This is a genomic window from Corallococcus sp. AB018 (assembly GCF_003986945.1).
Lineage (GTDB): Bacteria > Myxococcota > Myxococcia > Myxococcales > Myxococcaceae > Corallococcus > Corallococcus exiguus.
On sequence record NZ_RAWR01000073.1, the window covers coordinates 1 to 19909 of the forward strand.

The following is a 19909-nucleotide window of genomic DNA, read 5'->3' on the forward strand; positions in this document are numbered from 1 at the left end:
GTGGGCGGGCTTGCCCTGTTCGGACAGGCGCTGGGCTTCGGCGGCACGGGCCTCTTCGGCGAGGCGCTGAGCTTCGGCTTCGGCGCGAACGCGAGCTTCCTCGGCGAGCCGGGCGGCTTCGATTCGAGCGGCCTCTTCGGCGAGGAGGGCTTCCTCCTCAGCGCGAAGGCGGGCCTCTTCGACCAGGCGGGACTCTTCCGCGAGCCGAGCCTCTTCCTCCGCACGCAGGCGCGCTTCTTCGGCCAGACGCGCTTCCTCTGCGAGTCGGGCTTCCTCGATCGCGCGAAGACGGGCTTCTTCCGCGAGGCGGGCCTCTTCGGCCAGTCGCGCCTCTTCTTCCGCACGAAGGCGGGCTTCTTCCGCGAGCCGAGCCTCTTCCGCTGCGCGAAGACGGGCCTCTTCGGCGAGCCGAGCCTCTTCCGCGAGGCGGGCCTCTTCGGCCAGTCGCGCCTCTTCCGCGAGACGGGCCTCTTCCTCCGCACGCAGGCGGGCTTCTTCCGCGAGGCGAGCCTCCTCGGCCAGCCGCGCCTCTTCGGCGAGGCGAGCTTCCTCGGCAAGGCGAGCTTCCTCTGCAAGCCGAGCCTCTTCTTCAGCACGAAGGCGAGCTTCCTCGGCGAGGCGAACTTCCTCGGCAAGGCGAGCTTCCTCTGCAAGCCGAGCCTCTTCTTCAGCACGAAGGCGAGCTTCCTCGGCGAGGCGAACTTCCTCGGCGAGGCGAGCTTCCTCCGCCGCACGCAGGCGCGCTTCTTCAGCCAGACGCGCTTCCTCAGCGAGTCGAGCCTCTTCAATCGCGCGAAGCCGAGCCTCTTCGGCCAAGCGCGCTTCTTCCGCCAGCCGGGCCTCTTCCTCTGCACGGAGTCGGGCTTCCTCCTCCGCGCGAAGCCGCGCTTCCTCCAAGAGGCGCGCCTCTTCATCTGCACGGAGTCGGGCCTCTTCCTCTGCGCGCAGGCGCGCCTCTTCGGCTAGGCGAGCTTCTTCCGCGAGCCGGGCCTCTTCGGCCAAGCGCGCCTCTTCTACAGCACGAAGCCGAGCCTCTTCCGCGAGCCGAGCCTCTTCTTCCGCACGCAGCCGAGCCTCTTCGGCCAGCCGAGCCTCTTCCGCGAGCCGAGCCTCTTCCGCGAGCCGAGCCTCTTCCGCGAGCCGAGCCTCTTCGGCCAGCCGAGCCTCTTCCGCGAGCCGAGCCTCTTCTTCCGCACGCAGCCGAGCCTCTTCGGCCAGCCGAGCCTCTTCCGCGAGCCGAGCCTCTTCCGCGAGTCGCGCCTCTTCGGCGAGACGTGCCTCCTCGGCAAGGCGAGCCTCTTCCTCCGCACGAAGCCGGGCCTCTTCGGCCAGACGCGCCTCTTCGGCGAGTCGTGCCTCTTCGGCTAGGCGAGCCTCTTCCTCCCCACGAAGCCGGGCCTCTTCGGCCAGACGCGCCTCCTCTGCGAGTCGTGCCTCTTCGGCACGAAGCCGTGCCTCCTCCGCGAGCCGAGCCTCTTCCGCGAGGCGGGCCTCTTCCTCTGCACGCAGGCGGGCTTCTTCCGCGAGACGAACCTCTTCGGCTAGGCGAGCCTCCTCCGCGAGCCGGGCCTCTTCTTCCGCACGAAGGCGAGACTCCTCTGCGAGTCGAGCCTCCTCCGCAAGCCGAGCCTCTTCGGCGAGTCGAGCCTCCTCCTCAGCACGAAGGCGAGCCTCCTCTGCGAGCCGAGCCTCTTCCTCCGCGAGAAGGCGGGCCTCCTCCGCCAAGAGAGCTTCTTCTTCGGCACGAAGCCGGGCCTCTTCGGCGAGCCGAGCCTCTTCGGCCAGACGTGCCTCTTCTTCACGAAGGCGCGCTTCCTCGGCGAGGCGGGCCTCCTCGGCGAGCCGGGCCTCCTCTTCCGCACGCAGCCGAGCTTCTTCGGCCAGACGCGCCTCTTCTGCCAGACGCGCTTCCTCCTCAGCGCGAAGACGGGCCTCTTCCGCGAGCCGGGCCTCCTCTTCCGCACGCAGGCGAGCCTCTTCGGCCAGGCGAGCCTCTTCCGCAAGCCGCGCCTCTTCCGCGAGTCGCTCTGCCTCAATGCGTGCCAGTTCCGCGAGCCGGGCTTCTTCCTCTGCTCGCAGCCGGGCTTCCTCGGCGAGGCGTGCTTCCTCTGACTGTCGAGCCTCTTCAGCAAGGCGCGCTGCTTCGATTCGAGCGGCTTCCTCGGCAAGGAGTGCCTCTTCGGCGAGCCGGGCCTCCTCTTCCGCACGCAGCCGAGCCTCTTCCGCGAGCCGAGCCTCTTCTTCCGCACGCAGCCGAGCCTCTTCCGCGAGCCGGGCCTCTTCGGCGAGCCGGGCCTCTTCGGCGAGCCGGGCCTCCTCGATCACGCGAAGGCGAGCCTCTTCGGCGAGCCGCGCCTCTTCCTCAGCACGAAGGCGGGCTTCCTCCGCGAGGCGTGCCTCTTTGGCGAGGCGAGCCTCTTCGGCAAGGCGTGCCTCTTCGGCCAGACGTGCTTCCTCTTCCGCACGAAGACGCGCCTCTTCCGCGAGCCGAGCCTCCTCTTCCGCACGCAGCCGAGCCTCTTCGGCCAGACGCGCCTCTTCCGCCAGACGCGCTTCCTCCTCCGCGCGGAGTCGAGCCTCTTCCGCGAGTCGGGCCTCCTCCGCAAGGCGGGCTTCCTCTATCGCCCGGAGACGTGCCTCTTCCGCGAGTCGGGCCTCTTCCTCAGCACGAAGCCGTGCCTCCTCCGCGAACTGGGCCTCTTCTGCAAGGCGGGCTTCCTCCTCTGCACGAAGGCGTGCTTCTTCGGCCAGCCGAGCCTCTTCCGCGAGTCGCTCTGCTTCGAGCCGCGCCAGTTCCGCGAGCCGAGCCTCCTCCGCGAGTCGCTCTGCTTCGAGCCGCGCCAGCTCCGCGAGCCGAGCCTCTTCCGCGAGTCGCTCTGCTTCGAGCCGCGCCTCCTCCGCGAGTCGCTCTGCTTCAACGCGAGCAAGCTCCGCGAGCCGAGCTTCTTCGGCCAGACGTTCAGCTTCAATGCGCGCCAGTTCAGCCAACCGCGCCTCTTCGGCGAGTCGCTCGGCTTCAATGCGCGCCTCTTCGGCGAGTCGAGCCTCCTCCGCGAGACGCTCGGCTTCAACGCGCGCCTCTTCGGCGAGTCGAGCCTCCTCCGCGAGTCGCTCTGCTTCAATGCGCGCCAGTTCCGCAAGCCGAGCCTCTTCGGCGAGTCGCTCCGCTTCGAGCCGAGCAAGCTCCGCCAGCCGCGCCTCTTCCGCGAGCCGAGCCTCCTCCGCCAGCCGCTCCGCTTCGATGCGCGCCAGCTCCGCCAGCCGGGCCTCTTCGGCGAGCCGCTCCGCCTCCAGCCGAGCCAGCTCCGCCAGCCGGGCCTCTTCGGCGAGCCGCTCCGCTTCAATGCGCGCCAGTTCCGCGAGCCGGGCCTCCTCCGCCAGCCGATCCGCCTCCCGCCGCGCTTCCTCCTCCGCCCGAAGCCGTGCCTCCTCCGCCAGCCGCGCCTCTTCCAGCGCCCGGAGCCGAGCCTCTTCCGCCAGCCGCTCCGCCTCGATGCGCGCCAGCTCCGCCAGCCGCGCCTCTTCCGCGAGCCGAGCCTCCTCCGCCAGCCGCTCCGCCTCCAGCCGCGCCAGCTCCGCGAGCCTCGCCTCCTCCGCGAGCCGCTCCGCCTCCTCGCGGCGGCGCGCCTCCTCGATGGCCCAGGCCTCCTCCTCCGCCTGCCGCAGCTCCTCCTCGCGCCGCAGCCGCTCGCGCTCGTCCCACTCCTCCACCGACAGGGCCTCGATGCGGCCCTCGCGCTCCAGCACCCGCAGCAGCGCCTGCTGTGCTCCCGTCAGCGACTCCGGCCTTCGGAACGCCCCCAGCGTCTCCAACAGGCCCCGCTCCGACGCATCCGTCAGCCACGGCTCGCACGCCGCCACCTCCGGGCAGCGGTAGACCCTCGCGGGCACGGGCTCACTGGGCGCCGGCTCCAGAGCCGCCCGCACCACCCGCACCCCCGCGATGGGCGCGAAATCCCCCACCGCGTCCACCGACTCCGCCTCGAAGTCCGCGCGCTCCGCGAGCTCGCTCAGCCGCCGCACCTGCGCCAGCACCTGCTGCTCGTGCACCACCGCGGGCCGCAGCCCGCTGTCCTCCAGCAGCTCCTCGTCCGGCGCCGCCGCCCCACCCCGCGCCCACAGCGCGTCCAGGGCGTCCACGCCCAACAGCCCGTTCTGGAAGAGCGCCTGCGCCGGCGTCTGGTAGCCGAAGCCCAGCTTCGCGCCCACCAGGTCGCCCTCGCGCAGCCACAGCGCGGACTCGCGTCCACCGGCGTGCAGCGTCAGCCGGCCGGTGGCTCGGGACTTGTGGGCGGCATACAGCGCTTCGGCGACCTGCGAGGCGGACATTCGGCCACGGAGTGTAGCCCGTCCCGCTCGCCCCTCAATTCGACGGCGGTGCCTGCCTGGCCGCCATCCCCAGCTGCACCTGCCGCAGCGCCTCGTAGGCGCCAATCCCCACCGAGGTCGAAAGATTCAAGCTCCGGCGCTCCGGCAGCATCGGGATGGTCACCGGCGTCCCCGTCCCCCCCTCCATCACCTCCGGCAACAGCCCCGTCACCTCCGAGCCGAACACCAGGTGGTCCCCCGGCTCGAACCGCGCCGCGTACAGCGACGTCTCCGCCCGGGCGGAGAACAGCCACCGCCGGGCCTGGGGGTACTCCGCCACATAGGCGTCGTAGGTCGGGTACAGCTTCAGGAACACCTTGTCCCAGTAGTCCAACCCCGCCCGCTTCAGGTTCCGGTCGTCGATGGAGAACCCCAGGGGCTCCACCAGGATGAGCCGGCAGCCGGTCACCGCGCACAGCCGGGCCACGTTGCCGGTGTTGGGCGGAATCTGCGGGGAGACGAGGACCAGGTGCAGGGGGGACGCCAGGGGCTCAAGCATGGGATAGAACACCGGACATGCACTGGAGGGTGACCAACGAAACGCGGCAGCGGCTGCTCGCGGACCGCGCCGAACGCGCCGAGTCCTTCGTCCAGCGCTTCCAGGGGCTCATGGGCCGCGCCTCGCTGCCCATGGGGGGCGGGATGCACATCGAGCCCTGCAACTCCATCCACACCTTCTTCATGCGCATCCCCATCGACGTCGCCTTCCTGGACGCGGAAGGGCGCATCGTCAAGCAACTGTCCGCCATGCCTCCCTGGCGGACCTCGTCCATCTACTTCAAGGCCCGCTCCGTCCTGGAGCTGCCCGCCGGGGTCCTCCTGGCCAGCGGCACCCAGGAGGGCGACCGCCTGGTTTTCGGCCCCGGAGAGCCCCCGGGCGCCTAGGGGGCCGAGGGCTCGTGCCGTCCCACCCACCCGTACCCGCAGGGGGGAATGCTGGGACAGACGAGAGGTTTTTGACCCCTTTTGGAGCGCTTTGTTAACGTCGCGCCCCGATTTTCACGCCTCTCCCCGGAAGAGTCCCTTCGCATGCGCATCGAGGTCGCTGGCAGCACCCACGTCGGGATGAAGCGGAACCACAACGAGGACAACTACCTCGTGCTCCCCGAGGAGAACCTCATGGTCGTGGCGGACGGCATGGGCGGTCACTCGTCCGGGGAGATCGCCAGCCGCATCGCGGTAGACGAGCTGGGTGAGTTCTTCCGCCTCACGTCCAAGGACCAGGACGCCACCTGGCCCTTCAAGATGGACAAGCAGCGCAACTACGACGAGAACCGCCTGGCCACCGGCATCAAGCTGGCGAACGCGCGCATCTTCGAGCGCGCCACGGTGGACACCAAGTACAAGGGCATGGGCACCACCATCGTGTCCGTGCACTTCGCGGAGAACGGCGTCTACGTGGGCCACGTGGGCGACAGCCGCGTGTACTTCTTCCGCGGCGGGATGCTCCAGCAGGTGACGGAGGACCACTCGCTGCTCAACGACTACCTCAAGGCGAAGAAGCTCACGCCGGAGGAGATCGAGAACTTCCCCCACAAGAACGTGATTGTCCGCGCGCTGGGGATGAAGGAGCAGGTGCAGGTGGACGTCACCCGCGTGGATCCGCTGGAGAACGACGTCTTCCTGCTGTGCTCGGACGGCCTGAGCGGCATGATCACCGACGCGCAGATGCAGGACATCCTGTCGCGCACGCCGGAGCTGGAGAAGGCGTGCGGCCAGCTCATCGACCTGGCCAACGCGGCGGGCGGCAACGACAACGTCACCTGCGTGCTCGCGCGCTACCACGCCGCCTGAGGCAGCCGCCCCATCCGGCCGCGTGAAGGCCCGTGCTCCCCGAAGGAGCGCGGGCCTTTGCCTTGAGGAGTCCCCATGTCCTGGAACCTGCTGACCGGCCTGCTGCTGATGGCGGCCCCGCCTGACTTCTCCCAGCCCCTCGGAGGCTCCGGAGGAACGGCGCCCGCGTCGGTCGCGACGCTCGTCTCGGACGGACAGCAGCTGGTGCTGGACGTGGACGTGGTGGACGCGACGCCATCGGACGCGACGGACGACGTCCACTCGGACCACGTGGAGGTGTGGTTCGGGCTGGAGGCGCCCGACGCGCTGATGCCTTCACGCGTCGTCACCACGTCCCCCGAGGGGAAGCTCTTCACGGTGAGAGACAAGGACGACCCGAAGGCGCTCGAGGCCATCATCCGCGACGAGTTCCCGGTGGACAAAGGCTGCGAGGAGGATCAGCGGGCCGTGCGCGAGCAGCTGGGCACGGCGCCCAAGCGGACGCGGGTGCTGCTGGGGCTCGCGCACCTGGGCTTCTTTCCAGACGGCCGCCCCCCCGTGCTCTACGACGTCGAGCGCTACCCGGGCCTGTCCCCGGCCCTGGGGGAAGGCGACGTGCGCTACGAAGTGCTGCGGACGGCCACGGGCTACCACGTGCGCGCGGTGCTCCAGCCCGGGGCGCTGCTGTTCGTCCCGAAGGACGGCGTGCGCACGTTGCGCGTCCGGGTGGACGCCATCGACGCGGGCGCCGCGGGCACGAAGGAGACGCTGCGCTCCACGCACCCGGCCCCGAAGTGGGGTGACGCGGAGACCCTGCGGACCGTGAAGCTCGCGAAGCCGCTCACGATGAAGCTGGTGGAGGGCCTTCCGGAGCTGGGGCGGCCCCTGACCAAGGCGCCCGGCGCGAAGCAGGCGTTCAATGAGCTGCCGCCCTACTTCCTGCGCACGGGGGAGACGTGGACCGGCGTGCGGGTGCTCCGCAAGGTCCCCTGGAGCACCGAGAGGCGGCACTGCTCCGTGACGCTCGACGATGTCACCGGATACAGCCCCCAGGCCAGTGTCTTCGGTCCGCCCACCCCGTTCGTGGGCGGTGACACCGCGAGCATCCAATTCAAGGCCCCGGGCGCCCCGACGACGCTGTACCTCGCCCGGGCGCCGGGCGACCTACGCGCCGTGCTGTCCAGCCAGGTGGTGGAGACGTTCCGGTTCAAGGACGGCACGCCGGGACTCGTGGAGCGGAGCGATGACCCCATGTATGGCCGCTACACGAACGGCCCCTGCGGCGGCGCGACCGTCGTCACGGTGCAGCTCGTGCGCCTGGAGAAGCAGGGGCCTAAGCGGACCGTCCTGCTGACCTGGGACGACTGCGGCAGCGGCATCTCGGACGGAAAGCAGCACTTGGCGCAGTACCCGGAGAGCGCCGACGAGGACATCATCCCGGAGCTCCACTGGGCCAGGCCGGGACAGAAGCTGCGCGTGACGTTCGGTACCCTCCTCACGCTGGAGGCCACCTGGAAACCCGATGGCTCCGGCGTGAAGGTGGAAACGGTCGCCGCCAGACCGTGATCAGCGCCCCGTCAGCGGCGCGGGCACCCGGTGCGGGCCCCACGCGAGCACCTCGGTGAGCGCTTCACCGGGGGACACCTGCGTCTCCTCGAACACGGCGCAGCGCTCGAGCCGCGCGCCCGGCCCCACCCTCGCTCCCGGACCCACTGACACGCCCGGGCCCACGGTGGCTTCCGCGTCCACCACGCTGCCCGCGCCCACGTAGGCGGGCCCGCGCACCGTCCCCGCGACGCGGGCCTCCGGGTGCACCCAGGCTCCGTCCGCTCCGGCCTTCAGCCCGTGAAACGGTGAGTCCTTCCCCAGCGCCTGCAACGGCACGCGCCCTTCGAGCACGTCCCGCACCGTGGCCAGGTAACGCGACGGCATGCCCAGGTCGGACCAGTACGCGTCCACCGCGTGGCCCCGCACCTGGAGCCCCGCCTGCATCACCCGCACGTAGACCTCGCGGTTGATGTCCTCGGGGCCTTCGGCCGTCATGAAGTCGAACACGCTGGGGGACATCACGTGCACGCCCGTGAAGTGCCACGGCTTCAGGCCCTCGCCGCCCGGCCCGTAGCCCGCGATGCGGCGCACCTGCCCGCCCGCGTCCGCCTCCACCGCCGCGTACTTCTCCCCCTCCGGCATGGGCAGCAGCACCATCGTCGCCACCGCGCCGGACTCGCGATGCGCCGCGACCACGGGCTTCAGGTCCACTGGGAAGAGGATGTCCCCGTTGAACACGAGGAAGTCCTCGCCGGAGAGGAAGTCGCGCAAGCCGCGGATGCCTCCGCCCGTGCCCTGGATGACCGGCTCGTGCACCACGTGCAGCGGCAGCCCCGCGCGCTCGCACTCCGCGCGGGCCACCGCCGCCATCGTGTCCGGCAGGTGGTGCGTGTTGATGCCCACCTCCGTCACGCCCGCCGCCTTCAACACCGTCAGGTGGTAGCGCAGCAGCGGCTGCCCGAGGAACGGCATGGCCGGCTTGGGCCAGCGCTCCGTGAGCGGACGCAGGCGCGTGCCCAGGCCCGCGCAGAGGACCATCGCTTTCATGGCTTCAGGCCGCCAGCTCGGGCACGTACTTCGCCACCAGCTTCTGCAGCGGCGCCAGCTCCGGCCGGCGCGCGAACGCGGCCTTCACGTAGCGCAGCGACGCCGGGATGGACACCAGGAAGCCCGGGTTGCCCTTCACGCGGTTGATGAACTCGAAGCGCCCCGCGTCCTTCAGCTTGCGCTGGATGGTGAGCAGGTCGAAGAACGCCTTGAACTCCCTGGCGTCGATCTTCTCCCCGCTCTCCTGCTCGAACGTGGCGATGTAGCGGTCCAGCATCGTGTCCACGAAGTCGCGGTCCAGCTCCACGTAGCTGTCGCGCAGCAGCGCCACCAGGTCGTACTGGCGCGGCCCCTGGAGCGCGTCCTGGAAGTCGATGACCACCAGCTCGCCCTCCTTCACCATGATGTTGCGGCTCTGGTAGTCGCGGTGCGTGAAGCCTCGCGGCGCGGCGGCCAGCTGCTTCGCGATGTCCCGGAACGTGGCGTCCAGCTCCGCGCGCTCCGCGTCCGTGGGCAGCTTGCCGCTCCAGGCCTCCAGGCCCCACTCGCGGAAGTGGTGCAGCTCCCAATCGTACAGGTCCTCGTCGAAGGCGCGCGTGAAGGCCAGGCACTCCGGGTCGCGCTGCTTCTCCGCCTGCACGCGCAGCTTCGCCAGCAGGTCCACCGCGCGCGTGTAGAGCGCCTGGTTGTGACGGCCCCCCTCCAGCGCGGACTCGAAGGTGATGTCGCTCAGGTCCTCCAGCACCATGATGCCGGCGGGCTCGTCGTAGCGGAGGATTCGCGGCACGCGCACACCCAGCTTCTCCAGGTAGCGGTGCACGTTGACGAAGGGCAGCTCCTTCGGGGGCTCGCCCTTGGTGGCCTCCTCGCTCTTCTTCGTCGCGTCCGGCGGCATCACCATCAGCACCCAGCTCTCCGGGGCGCTGCCGACGCGGTAGTAGGAGCGGTTGCTCGCGTCGCCCTTCAACTTCTTGATGGGGGCATCGGGGACGGGACGGCCAATGGCCTGTCCCACCTGGTCGCGAAGGGCGGCCTCAAGTTCCATGGGGGGCGGGTACTCCAGAGGGGGAAGGGAAAGACGCCCGCGAGTATCGGAGGCACGGCGCGGCGGGTCAAAGCCCGCGTGGGCCTCGCGTCCGGCGGCCGCCTGCCCTGTCGCCTACGCGACGAGGAGCCCCAGGAAGCCCCCACACGGTCGCGGCATCCTGCGTCAGGAAGGGCCGTGCCTTCGGGCATGTTCCCCCTGACAGGGCGGAGCACATATAAGGCCCCGACCCTCACTTTTTTCGGGAAGCCACGCACGATGGACATCCAACAGAACATCCTCACCGCCATTGGCCACACGCCGCTGGTGAAGCTCAACAAGCTCGTCGGTCCGAACGACGCCACCGTGCTCGTGAAGTGCGAGTTCATGAACCCCGGCGCGTCCATCAAGGACCGCATGGCGCTCTACATCATCGAAAAGGCCGAGCGGGAGGGGAAGCTCAAGCCCGGCGGCACCATCGTGGAGAACACGTCCGGCAACACCGGCATGGGCGTGGCGCTGGCGGCGGCGGTGAAGGGCTACAAGTGCATCTTCACCATGCCGGACAAGATGTCCCTGGAGAAGATCAACCGCCTGAAGGCCATGGGCGCCCAGGTCGTCGTCACGCCGACGAACGTTCCGGCGGAGGACCCTCGCAGCTACTACGAGACGTCCAAGCGCCTGGCCAAGGAGACGCCCGGCGCGTTCATGCTGAACCAGTACCACAACCCGGACAACATCGAGGCGCACTACCACACGACGGGTCCGGAGATCTTCCAGCAGACCGAAGGCAAGTTCGACTACTTCGTGTCCGGCCTGGGCACCGGCGGCACCATGAGCGGCGCCGGCAAGTACCTCAAGGAGAAGATCCCCGGCCTGAAGAACGTCGGCGTGGATCCGGAAGGCTCCGTCTACGAGGGCTACTTCAAGACGGGCAAGCTCACCGAGCCGCACGTCTACAAGGTCGAGGGCATTGGCGAGGACATGCTCTGCGGCGCCATGGACTTCAAGGTCGTGGACGACGTGCGCCAGGTCGATGACCGCATGTGCTTCAACGCCGCTCGCCGCCTCGCGCGCGAAGAGGGCATCTTCGCGGGCGGCTCGTCCGGCGCGGCGGTGCACGTGGCGGTGCAGCTGGCGAAGGAGGTCGGCAAGGGGAAGACCATCGTGGTCGTCCTCCCGGACTCCGGCAGCAGCTACATCAGCAAGTTCCACTCCGACGAGTGGATGCGCGACAACGGCTTCATGCAGGAGAAGGGCGCCGGCACGGTGCGCGACATCATCGGCGCGAAGCCCCGCGACCTGAAGACGGCCAAGCGCGGTGACCGCGTGGACCACGTGGTGGAGACCATGCGCAGCAATGGCATCAGCCAGATGCCCGTGGTGTCCGACGACGGGCGCGCCGTGGGCATGGTGCACGAGTACGACCTGCTCAACGCCCTGGTGGCCAACAAGGTGAAGTTCCAGGACGCCATCGACCCCATCGTCGCCCCGCTCCAGGGCGCCGTGTCCGCCGACGCCAGCATCGACCGGCTGCGTGAAATCTTCGCGCGCGACAACGTGGCCGTGGTGAAGGACGGCGAGACCGTCATCGCCATCGTCACGAAGATCGACCTCATCGACCACCTGCACCGCACCGCCGCTTAAGGCCGCGGGCGCGAGCGCCTGAAACACCGCGGGCCCGGAAGGAGGAGGACATCCTCCCTTCGGGCCCGTCGTGTTTCTTGAGCGGTGCTGCGGGTTCTTCAGAGTCCCGCGGGGTCCGGCTTCGTCAGGTCCAGGGCCACCATGTGGTAGCCCGGCCCCACGTGCATGAAGCCGAAGCGCTCCGCGCGGTTCTTGATGGCGTCCAGCTGCGAGTAGCCCAGGAGCAGCTTGAAGCCCTGTTTCCGGGCCTCGTCGCGGACGGCGGCGACGATGGCGTTGACGGCTTCGTTGCGGTCCTCCTTGGTCAGCCCGGGCGCGGCGATGATGCCTTCAATCAGCGCCACCGAGCTGTCCGTGCGGTACAGGAAGCCCGCCGCCTTCTCCGGCACCACGAAGCCGTACTCCGGCAGGGCCTCTGGCGTCATCGTCTCATCCCACGGCTTGCGCCACAGGTTGAGCAGTTCGTGGTGGACCTTGGGGTCGAAGCGGACGGGCTTCATGGACTAGGACAGGAACGTGGACATCTTCTGGGCGGCGAGCTCGGTCGCGTTGTTCATGCCCAGGTTGGTGAGCGGGTTGCTCTTGGTGGCCTTGAACAGGTCGCCGACGATGTCGGTGACCTTGCTCTTGCCCTTCGCCAGGTTCAGCGCGCCGGACAGCAGGCTGTTGCCGCCCGCGCCGTCCATCAGGCCGGAGCCGGCGAAGGCCCCCAGCGCGTTCTTGAGCACGCCGCCGCCCGGGATGAGGTCGGTGGCCGCGCCCAGCAGCGCCTGGAGGGGGTTCTTGCCCTGCATCAGACCGCTGGCGAAGCCCATCGCCGCGCCGAGCAGCGGGTTCACCGCCGACACGAACGGCTTGACGATGTCCATCACCTTGCCGAGAGCCTTGCCGATGCCACCCATGGTCTGATCCTTTTCGTGGAGGGCCGCGCGGGCCCTCGAAGTGAGACTGACAGTGGGATTCTCGGAGGAACGCCGGAGAAGTTTCCGGTTCCGGGATTATCCGAGTGACCCACCCCAAAGCCCTGTGATTCCAGGGCCTTGGAGGGACGTTTCAGCCCCGGATGGGGCCCTTCTTGGCTTCCGCCGGATCCACGGCGGCGCCGGGCTTGGCGGCCACAGGCTGGCCGGGCTTGGCGGTGGCACCCAGCGCGGCGCTGTAGCGCTGCTCGTGGCTCTTGTCGCTGCTGAAGCCGTCGCGCTGCTGGGCGGGGCTGATGGCGATCTCCCCGTCGATGATCTTCTGCAGGTGGGTGCCGATCTCCTCCACCGTGGGGATCTTCGGGTCGCGCGCCTTCAGCTCCTCGTCGGGGATGATCTCCAGTTGGGGCGGCTTGTCCGGGTGGATGGCGTAGTCGAGGATCTTCTCCACGTACTGCGCGACGGGGATCTTCAGCATCTCCGCCTGCTGCTGCACGTCGGCATCCGCCAGCAGCTCCGCGCGCACCACTTCCACGGGACGCTTCAGCCGGCTGGGCGCCGGAGGAGGAACGACCTCATTGGTGTTGGACATGGGCTTCTCCTTTGGGCGTATTGGTAACCCAGGTCAGCCCCGGAACTCAAAGTGTGGGTTCCCCGGCGCGGAAAAAGGGACTGAACCGTCAGGGGGACGGAGGGCGGCGAGCGAAGAGGGCGTTGGCCACCTCCGTCATCACCACCTCGCCATTCTGGTTCACGACCTCAAGGCGCAGCTTGAGCGCGCCGCGGTCCGGCTTGCTCGTGGAGGGCTTCGCCTCCAGCGTCTCGATGCGGATCCGCAGCGAGTCACCGGGGCGCACCGGCTTCTTCCAGCGCAGCTCGTCCAGGCCCGGCGAACCCATGCCGGCGGCCTGGCCCAGCAGGCCCTCCACCATGAGCTTGTGGCAGATGGCGGCGGTGTGCCAGCCGCTGGCGATGATGCCGCCGTAGATGCTCTTGCCGGCGGCGTCCTCGTCGATGTGGAAGGGCTGGGGGTCGAACTGGCGCGCGAACGCGATGATCTCCTCGCGCGTCACCACGTACGGCCCCCGCTCCATGATTTCGCCGACGGGGAAGTCCTCGAAGTAGCGCATGGTGTCCCTTCTGTGGGTGCCGGGCCCGCCGGCGGTTCAGCCCTTCCCTACCCTCCGGCGGGTCTCGCGGCTACTGCGGAAGCGGCTCTTCAGGGTCGGCCACGGACTCCGGCGTGTCCGCGGGCGGAACGGGGCCACGCAAGGCCGGCTCCGCGCGGTCGTCCGTGGGGCCCGGCGGCGTGTCGTGCGCCTCCTCCGCCGCGGCTTCATCCGCCTCCAGCGCGCTGGCCTGGACGCCGCGGACCGAAGCCTTGGCCAACGTCTTCTTGAGCGTCAGCGTGTCGCGCACGGTGTTGCTGGAGGTGATCAGCCGCGCGGTGAGCGTGCCGCCGTCCACCGTCACATCCAGGAAGCCGTAGGCCTGGTTGTCGCGCAGCGCGGTCCACGCGGGCTGGCTGGTGGCGAAGGGCCTCAGCGTGGCGCCGCCGCTGCCCACCACCAGGTACGGAATGCCGCGCTGGGTGCCGGAGGCCACGTTGTCGCCGTACATGGGCTTGCTGCGCTCGTAGTCGTGATCATGCCCGGTGAGCACCAGGTCCACGCCGTACTTCTCGAACAACGGGCCGAACTGGCGGCGCATGGTGAGCTGCGAGCCGTGCTCGCCGCTGGACCACGACGGGTGGTGGAAGAAGGCCACCGTCCACGGACGCGTGTTCGCGGCCAGGTCCGACTCCGCCCACGCCTTCTGCGCCGCCAGCGTGCACCGGTCCGCGGACGCCAGGCCCACCGCGCAGTTGGAGTCCAGGGAGATGAAGTGCACCGGGCCCCAGTCGAAGGAGTAGTAGCGCTCGGAGCCCTGTGGGTTGTTGGCCGGCAGGTACATGTTGTCCAGGTAGGGCTGCCCCTGGTTCGTCACGTACTCGTGGTTGCCGGGAGTGGCGAACATGGGCACTTCGCGCAGCAGCCCGGCCATGGGCTTGAAGAGGTGCTCCTGGAACTCCGCGTCCGTGCCGTTCGGGTACGCGTTGTCGCCCAGGGCCAGCAGCAGCTCCGAGCGCCACTGCGGCGTGTTCATCACCGCCATCACCTTCGCCTGCATGCTGCCGCCGGTGCCGAAGTCACCCATCGCGGTGAAGTGCGCCTTGGGGGCCGAGGACGTCGTGGACGTCTGGAACCCGCGCAGGCCCGTCTTGCTGCCGCAGGCCTCCACCACGTAGCCGTAGGTGCGGCCCGCGGACAGGCCGTCCAGCTTCACCGCGTGGCGCGTGCCGGACATGCCCGCGCTGACGGAGGACGTGAGGCTGGTGCCCTCGCCGTAGCGCACCGTGGGGTTGCAGGTGCTCGCGGTGCGGAAGGCCACGATGGCGGACGTCTGCTTCACGCTCTGGAGGTATGGCAGGCGCGGCAGCGTGGGGCCGGAGTCGCTGGAGGACGGCGGCGCACTGGCCGCGCACGCACGGACCTCCGCGATGGAGTTCCAGTCGTTCACCGTGTTGCCGTTGACGGTGATGCGCACGTAGCGCGCGCTGCGCGAGGAGAACGCCACCGTCTGCGCGGACGCATTGAGCGCGCTGTCACCCGCGTATGCCTGGGTGAAGGTGCCGCCGTCGGTGGACGTGGAGACGACGAAGTGGTTCTGGCGCTCGTTGCCCCGGTGCCACGCGATGGTGGTGCCCGTGAGCGTCTGCGCCGAGCCCAGGTCCATCTGGAGCCAGACGCCCGTCCCCTGCGCGCTCCAGCGCGTGGAGAGGTTGTCGTCCTGCGTGTTGCCGGGAACGTTGCCGTCGTCACCGCTGGCCGTCACCGTCTTCGTGACGAGCTGATTGCAGTTGGACGCGGAGAGCGACTCCGGCAGCGCGGCCGGAGGAACGTCGGAGTCAGTGGGAACGGGCGGAGACTCGCAGCCAGTCGCGAGCCACGCGCCCAGGAGGCAGGTGGGGCCAAGCAGTCGGTTACGCATCGCGCCGGAAACGTTGTGTACCAACCAACATTCCCCCTGCCCCGGAGGGCAGGCCAGGCCGCCTGGAGCGCGAGCGAGCGCCGGGGACTACTTCACGCGGTCGAGCGCCTGCGCGAGGTCGTCGATGAGGTCCTGCGCGTCCTCGATGCCGACGGACAGGCGGATGAAGCCGTCCAGGATGCCCAGCTTCTCACGCATCTCCCTGGGGACGGAGGCGTGGGTCATGATGGCGGGGTGCTCGATGAGGGACTCGACACCGCCCAGGGACTCGGCGCAGGCGAAGACCTTCACCGTCTTGAGGAAGGTGCGCGCCGCCTCCAGGCCGCCGTGGATGTCGAACGTCAGCATGCCGCCGAAGCCGGTCATCTGCTGCTTGGCGAGCGCGTACTGCGGATGCGTCTCCAGGCCCGGGTAGGTGACCTTCTTCACCTGCTTGTGCGTGGACAGGTACTGGGCCACCTTCATCGCGTTCTGCGCGTGGCGGTCCATGCGCACGTGCAGCGTCTTCACGCCGCGCAGCACGAGGAAGCTGTCGAAGGCGCCGGACACGCCGCCCACGGCGTTCTGCAGGAAGTACATCCGCTCGGCGATGTCATCGCGGCTGGTGCAGACGAAGCCGCCCACCACGTCGCTGTGGCCGTTCAGGTACTTCGTCGTGGAGTGCGCCACGACGTCGAAGCCCAGGTCGAGCGGCTTCTGGAAGTACGGCGTCATGAACGTGTTGTCCGCGACGGAGATGATGCCGCGCTTCTTGGCGACCTCGGCGATGCGCGCCAGGTCGATGAGCTTGAGCATCGGGTTCGTCGGCGTCTCCACCCAGACCATCTTCGTCTTCGGGGTGATGGCCGCCTCGAAGTTCTCCGGCTTGGAGAGGTCCACGAAGGAGAAGTTCAGGCCGGAGCGCTTGAACACCTTGTCGAAGATGCGGAAGGTGCCGCCGTACACGTCGTCGGAGACGATGACGTGGTCACCGGCCTCCAGCATGTGCATCAGCATGTCCGTGCCGGCCAGGCCGGACGCGAACGCGGCGCCGTACTTCGCGCCCTCCAGCGCGGCCAGGCAGTCCTGCAGCGCCTTGCGCGTGGGGTTCTGCGTGCGGCTGTACTCGTAGCCCTTGTGCTCCCCCGGTCCGTCCTGGACGTAGGTGGAGGTCAGGTACACGGGCGTCATGATGGCGCCGGTGGTGGGATCCGGCTCCTGGCCGGCGTGGATGGCGAGCGTGTCGAAGCGCATGGCTTCGCGAACTAACACAGTCCCACCGGCCGCGCAGCGTCCCCGGCCTGTCCCGGAGTCGTCCTACTCGAAGCGGCCGTGCCGGCCCGCCCCTTTCGCGAAGCGCGTGGCCCCCGGGATGGACTCCGACTGGAGCACCTTCACCCCGCCCTGGAACTCCTGGCGCATCGCGTCTTCGAAGGCCAGGTCGCCCTGGGCATAGGCGGAGGCCCGGTCCGCGTTCATGCAGGCCTGGGGGAAGGCGGCGACTTGAGCGGCCAGGGCCTCCGCGGCGCTCCGGGCCTCGCCCTTCGGCACCACGCGGTTGACCAGGCCCATGCCCAGCGCCTCGGCAGACGACACGGGGCGGCCGGTGAGGATGAGGTCCAGGGCGCGCGACAGGCCAATCAGCCGGGGCAGGCGCACGGTGCCTCCGTCGATGAGTGGCACACCCCAGCGCCGGCAGAAGACGCCCAGCACCGCGTCCTCCTCCGCCACGCGAAGGTCGCACCACAGCGCCAGTTCCAGGCCGCCCGCCACCGCGTGGCCGCTGATGGCCGCCACCACCGGCTTGGACAGGCGCATGCGCGAAGGCCCCATGGGCCCGTCGCCGTCCGGCTCCAGGCGCAGCAGGCGCCCTTCCGACACGGCCTTCAGGTCCGCGCCCGCGCAGAAGGTGCCCGCGTCGCCGTACAGGACGCCCACGCGCGCGTCGGGGTCCGCGTCGAAGGCACGGAAGGCGTCCGCCAGCTCGCGCGCCGTGTCGGCATCCACCGCGTTGCGGACCTCCGGCCGGTGGAGGATGACGGTGGTGACGGGGCCGTTCTTCTCGACGCGCACGCTCATGGGCCGTGGTTTTCCCCCGCCCCCGGGGCGGCCTGCAATATGAGGGGAGCCATGGCGGACGAAGGCAATCAGGAGACGCAGGGCGCGGGCATGTTCGAGAACCGCCTGCGCAAGAACGCGAAGCGCCTGCGCAAGTGGGCCCGCGCGCAGGGGCTCACCGCCTTCCGCGTCTATGACCGGGACATCCCCGAGTACTCCTACGCCGTGGACGTCTACGGCGACCACGCCCACGTCGTGGAGTTCCCGCGCCGCAAGGCCCACGCGAAGGGCGCGAACGCGGACGCGGACCGCGCGGAGGTGCTCGCCGCCGTCACCGCCGTGCTGGCCGTGCCGCCCGAGCGTACGTCCGTGAAGACGCACACTCCCCAGCCCTGGGGCCGCTCGCAGTACGGCCGCGTGGGAGAGGGCAGCGAGCGGCTGGTGGTGGAGGAGCAGGGCCTCAAGTTCTGGGTGAACCTGGGCGACTACCTGGACACCGGCCTCTTCATGGACCACCGCAACACCCGCGCTCGCGTGCGCAGCGAGGCCAAGGGGAAGCACTTCCTCAACCTCTTCGCCTACACCGGCGCGTTCACCGTGTACGCGGCGGCGGGCGGCGCGGCGGGCAGCGTGAGCGTGGACCTGTCCAACACGTACCTGGACTGGGCGGAGGACAACCTGGTCCTCAACGGCCTGGCGGATCCGCGCCACGTGCTCATCCGCGCGGACGCGAAGGCGTGGATGGAGGACCAGGCGAAGCACGGGGACGACAAGTACGACCTCATCGTCTGCGACCCGCCGTCGTTCTCCACGTCGAAGAAGATGTCGGGGAACTTCGACGTGCAGCGCGACCACGTGCGGATGATGGAACACCTCCGGGCGCTCATGGCCCCCGGAGGCGTCCTCTACTTCTCCACCAACTTCCTGGGCTTCGAACTGAAGGACTCCGCGACCCGGGACATGGCGCAGGTGGAGGAAATCACCCCCCGCTCCATCCCCGAGGACTTCCACCGCAAGGAGATCCACCGATGCTGGCGCATGGTGGCCCCCTCGCGGTGAGCTTCATCCGCTGACGGCTACAGCCAGCAGACGTTGTCCTGGCAGCGCTCGCCGGACGGGCACTCGCAGTTGGCCTGGCAGACCTTGCCGGAGCCGTGGTTCACCGGCTTGCACTGGCCGCTGTTGCAGGCCTGGCCCGCCGGGCACTCGCAGTTGGCGCGGCACACGGTGCCGGACGTCCCCGCGTCGTTCGACGGCTGCGGCGGAGGCAGCTTGCACTTTCCGCTGGTGCAGACCTCACCGGACGGGCACTCGCAGTTCACCGTGCAGGACCAGTTGCTGCCCGAGCCCGCGTCCGGCACCGGCGCCTTGCAGTAGCCGCTCGTGCACACCTGACCGGAGGGGCAGTCGCAGTTGGCGAGGCACGCCTGGCCCGGGTCCGGCTGCGGCGACTTGCACTGGCCGCTGTTGCAGACCTGGCCCGCCGGGCACTCGCAGTTCGCCGTGCACTGGCCGCCGGACGGAATGGGCAGGCAGTAGCCCACTTCGCACTTGGTGTCCGCCGAGCACTCCGTCGTGGAGGAGCAGGGCGCACGGCACTGGCCGTTCACGCAGTCGCGGCCCGAGGGGCACTGGGCCTCCGTGGTGCACGCGTTCGGGTCCGTCGGCGGCTTCTGGCACAGGCCCTGGACGCACAGGCCACCCGGGCCGCACTTGTCGTCCCTGTCGCACTGCTGACGGCACGCGCCGTTGATGCAGTAGTGGTCCGCGCCGCAGTCAGAGTTGACCCGGCAGACCGCGGTGCCGGCGTCGGAGCCCGCGTCCGGCTTGGTGCCGCCGTCCGTGCCCGCGTCCGGCTTGGTGCCGCCGTCCGAGCCCGCGTCCGGCTTGGTGCCGGCATCCGGCTTGGTGCCGCCGTCCGTGGTGCCCGCGTCCGGCTTGGTGCCGGAGGAGGTACAGAAGTTGTCCTTGCAGCGGCCGTTCGCGCCACATTCCGAGTCGCGGTAGCACGACTGGGCGCACCAGCCGTTGATGCACATCTGCGTGCCGGGACACTCGCTGGAGTAGACGCAGTTCTTGGAGTCGGAGTTCAGGTCCCAGCAGCTACCGGAGTGACAGTACTGGTTCGAGCCGCAGTCGGACGTGGTGGAGCAGCCGTAGCTGGAGTCGTAGTCGTCGTCGGGCCAGTACCCGCCGCCGTTCGTCTCCAGGATGCAACCCGACAGCAGGCCTAACAGCGCAAGGAACGGCACGACCAATGTGCCGCGAAGCGTGATGTTCCTCATGAGTGGGGGCTCCAAAGAAGGGGATGGGTCCGGACCGGCCACCGGGGGGGTCATCCGATTTCGAGAGCCTTCGACGCAAGAGGGGGCCAGATTGATCAAATAATTTTGATCTTTTTTCGTCTCTCCGGAGACCCAGGGGCACGGAGGCAGTGTGCTCGTCTGGACCACCACTACAGACTGGAGGGCGTTCCTGGAGGAAGGGGACGTCCGGCGTCGCCCTGAAGGAGAAG

17 protein-coding genes are annotated in these 19909 nt (G+C 69.4%); 5 read left to right on the forward strand and 12 right to left on the reverse strand.

Features of this window, described 5'->3' with window-relative positions; translation table 11 throughout:
- Both D7Y11_RS16985 and D7Y11_RS16990 read right to left on the reverse strand, forming a co-directional pair.
- A partial coding sequence (locus tag D7Y11_RS16985; protein WP_148139212.1) for a DUF4388 domain-containing protein occupies positions 1-4329 on the reverse strand: 4329 nt, incomplete at its 3' end.
- 34 nt (positions 4330-4363) lie between these two features.
- Positions 4364-4867, reverse strand: coding sequence for a tRNA (cytidine(34)-2'-O)-methyltransferase (locus D7Y11_RS16990; RefSeq protein ID WP_120600063.1), 504 nt, complete (start codon positions 4865-4867; stop codon positions 4364-4366).
- A 17-nt stretch (positions 4868-4884) separates the two neighbouring features.
- On the opposite strand from D7Y11_RS16990, the gene D7Y11_RS16995 reads away from it, so the two are divergent.
- From D7Y11_RS16995 to D7Y11_RS17005, 3 genes are all read left to right on the forward strand, one after another.
- Positions 4885-5253, forward strand: a complete 369-nt coding sequence (locus tag D7Y11_RS16995; protein ID WP_120578599.1) for a DUF192 domain-containing protein — start codon at positions 4885-4887, stop codon at positions 5251-5253.
- A 144-nt stretch (positions 5254-5397) separates the two neighbouring features.
- Positions 5398-6162: a Stp1/IreP family PP2C-type Ser/Thr phosphatase gene (locus D7Y11_RS17000; RefSeq protein ID WP_120578600.1), complete on the forward strand. Its 765-nt coding sequence runs from the start codon at positions 5398-5400 to the stop codon at positions 6160-6162.
- A 75-nt stretch (positions 6163-6237) separates the two neighbouring features.
- Positions 6238-7707, forward strand: coding sequence for a hypothetical protein (locus D7Y11_RS17005; protein WP_120578601.1), 1470 nt, complete (start codon positions 6238-6240; stop codon positions 7705-7707).
- Here the strand turns inward: D7Y11_RS17005 and D7Y11_RS17010 are convergent, their stop codons facing one another.
- Both D7Y11_RS17010 and D7Y11_RS17015 read right to left on the reverse strand, forming a co-directional pair.
- Positions 7708-8736: an NDP-sugar synthase gene (locus tag D7Y11_RS17010; RefSeq protein WP_120578602.1), complete on the reverse strand. Its 1029-nt coding sequence runs from the start codon at positions 8734-8736 to the stop codon at positions 7708-7710.
- Between the two features lie 4 nt (positions 8737-8740).
- The gene (locus D7Y11_RS17015) at positions 8741-9781 is read right to left on the reverse strand and encodes an aminoglycoside phosphotransferase family protein (RefSeq protein ID WP_120578603.1); all 1041 of its coding nucleotides are present in this window, start codon (positions 9779-9781) and stop codon (positions 8741-8743) included.
- A gap of 258 nt (positions 9782-10039) precedes the next feature.
- Here D7Y11_RS17015 and D7Y11_RS17020 point away from each other — a divergent pair, with 258 nt between their 5' ends.
- Positions 10040-11407, forward strand: coding sequence for a pyridoxal-phosphate dependent enzyme (locus tag D7Y11_RS17020; protein WP_120578604.1), 1368 nt, complete (start codon positions 10040-10042; stop codon positions 11405-11407).
- A 98-nt stretch (positions 11408-11505) separates the two neighbouring features.
- Here D7Y11_RS17020 and D7Y11_RS17025 read toward each other — a convergent pair whose 3' ends face one another.
- The 7 genes from D7Y11_RS17025 to D7Y11_RS17055 all read right to left on the reverse strand — a co-directional run bounded on the left by D7Y11_RS17025 (position 11506) and on the right by D7Y11_RS17055 (position 17415).
- The gene (locus D7Y11_RS17025) at positions 11506-11907 is read right to left on the reverse strand and encodes a hypothetical protein (RefSeq protein WP_120578605.1); all 402 of its coding nucleotides are present in this window, start codon (positions 11905-11907) and stop codon (positions 11506-11508) included.
- 3 nt (positions 11908-11910) lie between these two features.
- Positions 11911-12309 carry a hypothetical protein gene (locus D7Y11_RS17030; RefSeq protein ID WP_120578606.1) on the reverse strand — a complete coding sequence of 133 codons (399 nt, stop codon included), beginning with the start codon at positions 12307-12309 and terminating at the stop codon, positions 11911-11913.
- 151 nt (positions 12310-12460) lie between these two features.
- Positions 12461-12919: a hypothetical protein gene (locus D7Y11_RS17035; RefSeq protein ID WP_126934206.1), complete on the reverse strand. Its 459-nt coding sequence runs from the start codon at positions 12917-12919 to the stop codon at positions 12461-12463.
- A gap of 88 nt (positions 12920-13007) precedes the next feature.
- The gene (locus tag D7Y11_RS17040) at positions 13008-13457 is read right to left on the reverse strand and encodes a MaoC family dehydratase (protein ID WP_120578608.1); all 450 of its coding nucleotides are present in this window, start codon (positions 13455-13457) and stop codon (positions 13008-13010) included.
- Positions 13458-13527: 70 nt separating this feature from the next.
- Positions 13528-15357 carry a discoidin domain-containing protein gene (locus D7Y11_RS17045; protein WP_126934207.1) on the reverse strand — a complete coding sequence of 610 codons (1830 nt, stop codon included), beginning with the start codon at positions 15355-15357 and terminating at the stop codon, positions 13528-13530.
- Between the two features lie 87 nt (positions 15358-15444).
- A complete protein-coding gene (locus D7Y11_RS17050) occupies positions 15445-16590 on the reverse strand; it encodes a cystathionine gamma-synthase (protein ID WP_126934208.1) in 1146 nt (381 codons plus the stop codon).
- A 63-nt stretch (positions 16591-16653) separates the two neighbouring features.
- Positions 16654-17415 carry a crotonase/enoyl-CoA hydratase family protein gene (locus D7Y11_RS17055; RefSeq protein ID WP_121754981.1) on the reverse strand — a complete coding sequence of 254 codons (762 nt, stop codon included), beginning with the start codon at positions 17413-17415 and terminating at the stop codon, positions 16654-16656.
- A gap of 51 nt (positions 17416-17466) precedes the next feature.
- Between D7Y11_RS17055 and D7Y11_RS17060 the strand changes: the two genes are divergently transcribed.
- Complete coding sequence (locus D7Y11_RS17060; protein WP_126934209.1) at positions 17467-18453, forward strand: class I SAM-dependent methyltransferase; 987 nt, start codon at positions 17467-17469, stop codon at positions 18451-18453.
- Between the two features lie 17 nt (positions 18454-18470).
- Here the strand turns inward: D7Y11_RS17060 and D7Y11_RS17065 are convergent, their stop codons facing one another.
- Entirely contained in the window at positions 18471-19679 is a 1209-nt protein-coding gene (locus D7Y11_RS17065; protein WP_121754982.1) for a Dickkopf N-terminal cysteine-rich domain-containing protein, read from the reverse strand.
- Between the last annotated feature and the right edge of the window lie 230 nt (positions 19680-19909).

Bases quoted from the DNA above. Each gene is read 5' to 3' on its own strand.
- D7Y11_RS16990 (WP_120600063.1), bottom strand. From the start codon at position 4,867: ATGCTTGAGCCCCTGGCGTCCCCCCTGCACCTGGTCCTCGTCTCCCCG.
- D7Y11_RS16995 (WP_120578599.1), top strand. From the start codon at position 4,885: ATGCACTGGAGGGTGACCAACGAAACGCGGCAGCGGCTGCTCGCGGAC.
- D7Y11_RS17000 (WP_120578600.1), top strand. From the start codon at position 5,398: ATGCGCATCGAGGTCGCTGGCAGCACCCACGTCGGGATGAAGCGGAAC.
- D7Y11_RS17005 (WP_120578601.1), top strand. From the start codon at position 6,238: ATGTCCTGGAACCTGCTGACCGGCCTGCTGCTGATGGCGGCCCCGCCT.
- D7Y11_RS17010 (WP_120578602.1), bottom strand. From the start codon at position 8,736: ATGAAAGCGATGGTCCTCTGCGCGGGCCTGGGCACGCGCCTGCGTCCG.
- D7Y11_RS17015 (WP_120578603.1), bottom strand. From the start codon at position 9,781: ATGGAACTTGAGGCCGCCCTTCGCGACCAGGTGGGACAGGCCATTGGC.
- D7Y11_RS17020 (WP_120578604.1), top strand. From the start codon at position 10,040: ATGGACATCCAACAGAACATCCTCACCGCCATTGGCCACACGCCGCTG.
- D7Y11_RS17025 (WP_120578605.1), bottom strand. From the start codon at position 11,907: ATGAAGCCCGTCCGCTTCGACCCCAAGGTCCACCACGAACTGCTCAAC.
- D7Y11_RS17030 (WP_120578606.1), bottom strand. From the start codon at position 12,309: ATGGGTGGCATCGGCAAGGCTCTCGGCAAGGTGATGGACATCGTCAAG.
- D7Y11_RS17035 (WP_126934206.1), bottom strand. From the start codon at position 12,919: ATGTCCAACACCAATGAGGTCGTTCCTCCTCCGGCGCCCAGCCGGCTG.
- D7Y11_RS17040 (WP_120578608.1), bottom strand. From the start codon at position 13,457: ATGCGCTACTTCGAGGACTTCCCCGTCGGCGAAATCATGGAGCGGGGG.
- D7Y11_RS17045 (WP_126934207.1), bottom strand. From the start codon at position 15,357: ATGCGTAACCGACTGCTTGGCCCCACCTGCCTCCTGGGCGCGTGGCTC.
- D7Y11_RS17050 (WP_126934208.1), bottom strand. From the start codon at position 16,590: ATGCGCTTCGACACGCTCGCCATCCACGCCGGCCAGGAGCCGGATCCC.
- D7Y11_RS17055 (WP_121754981.1), bottom strand. From the start codon at position 17,415: ATGAGCGTGCGCGTCGAGAAGAACGGCCCCGTCACCACCGTCATCCTC.
- D7Y11_RS17060 (WP_126934209.1), top strand. From the start codon at position 17,467: ATGGCGGACGAAGGCAATCAGGAGACGCAGGGCGCGGGCATGTTCGAG.
- D7Y11_RS17065 (WP_121754982.1), bottom strand. From the start codon at position 19,679: ATGAGGAACATCACGCTTCGCGGCACATTGGTCGTGCCGTTCCTTGCG.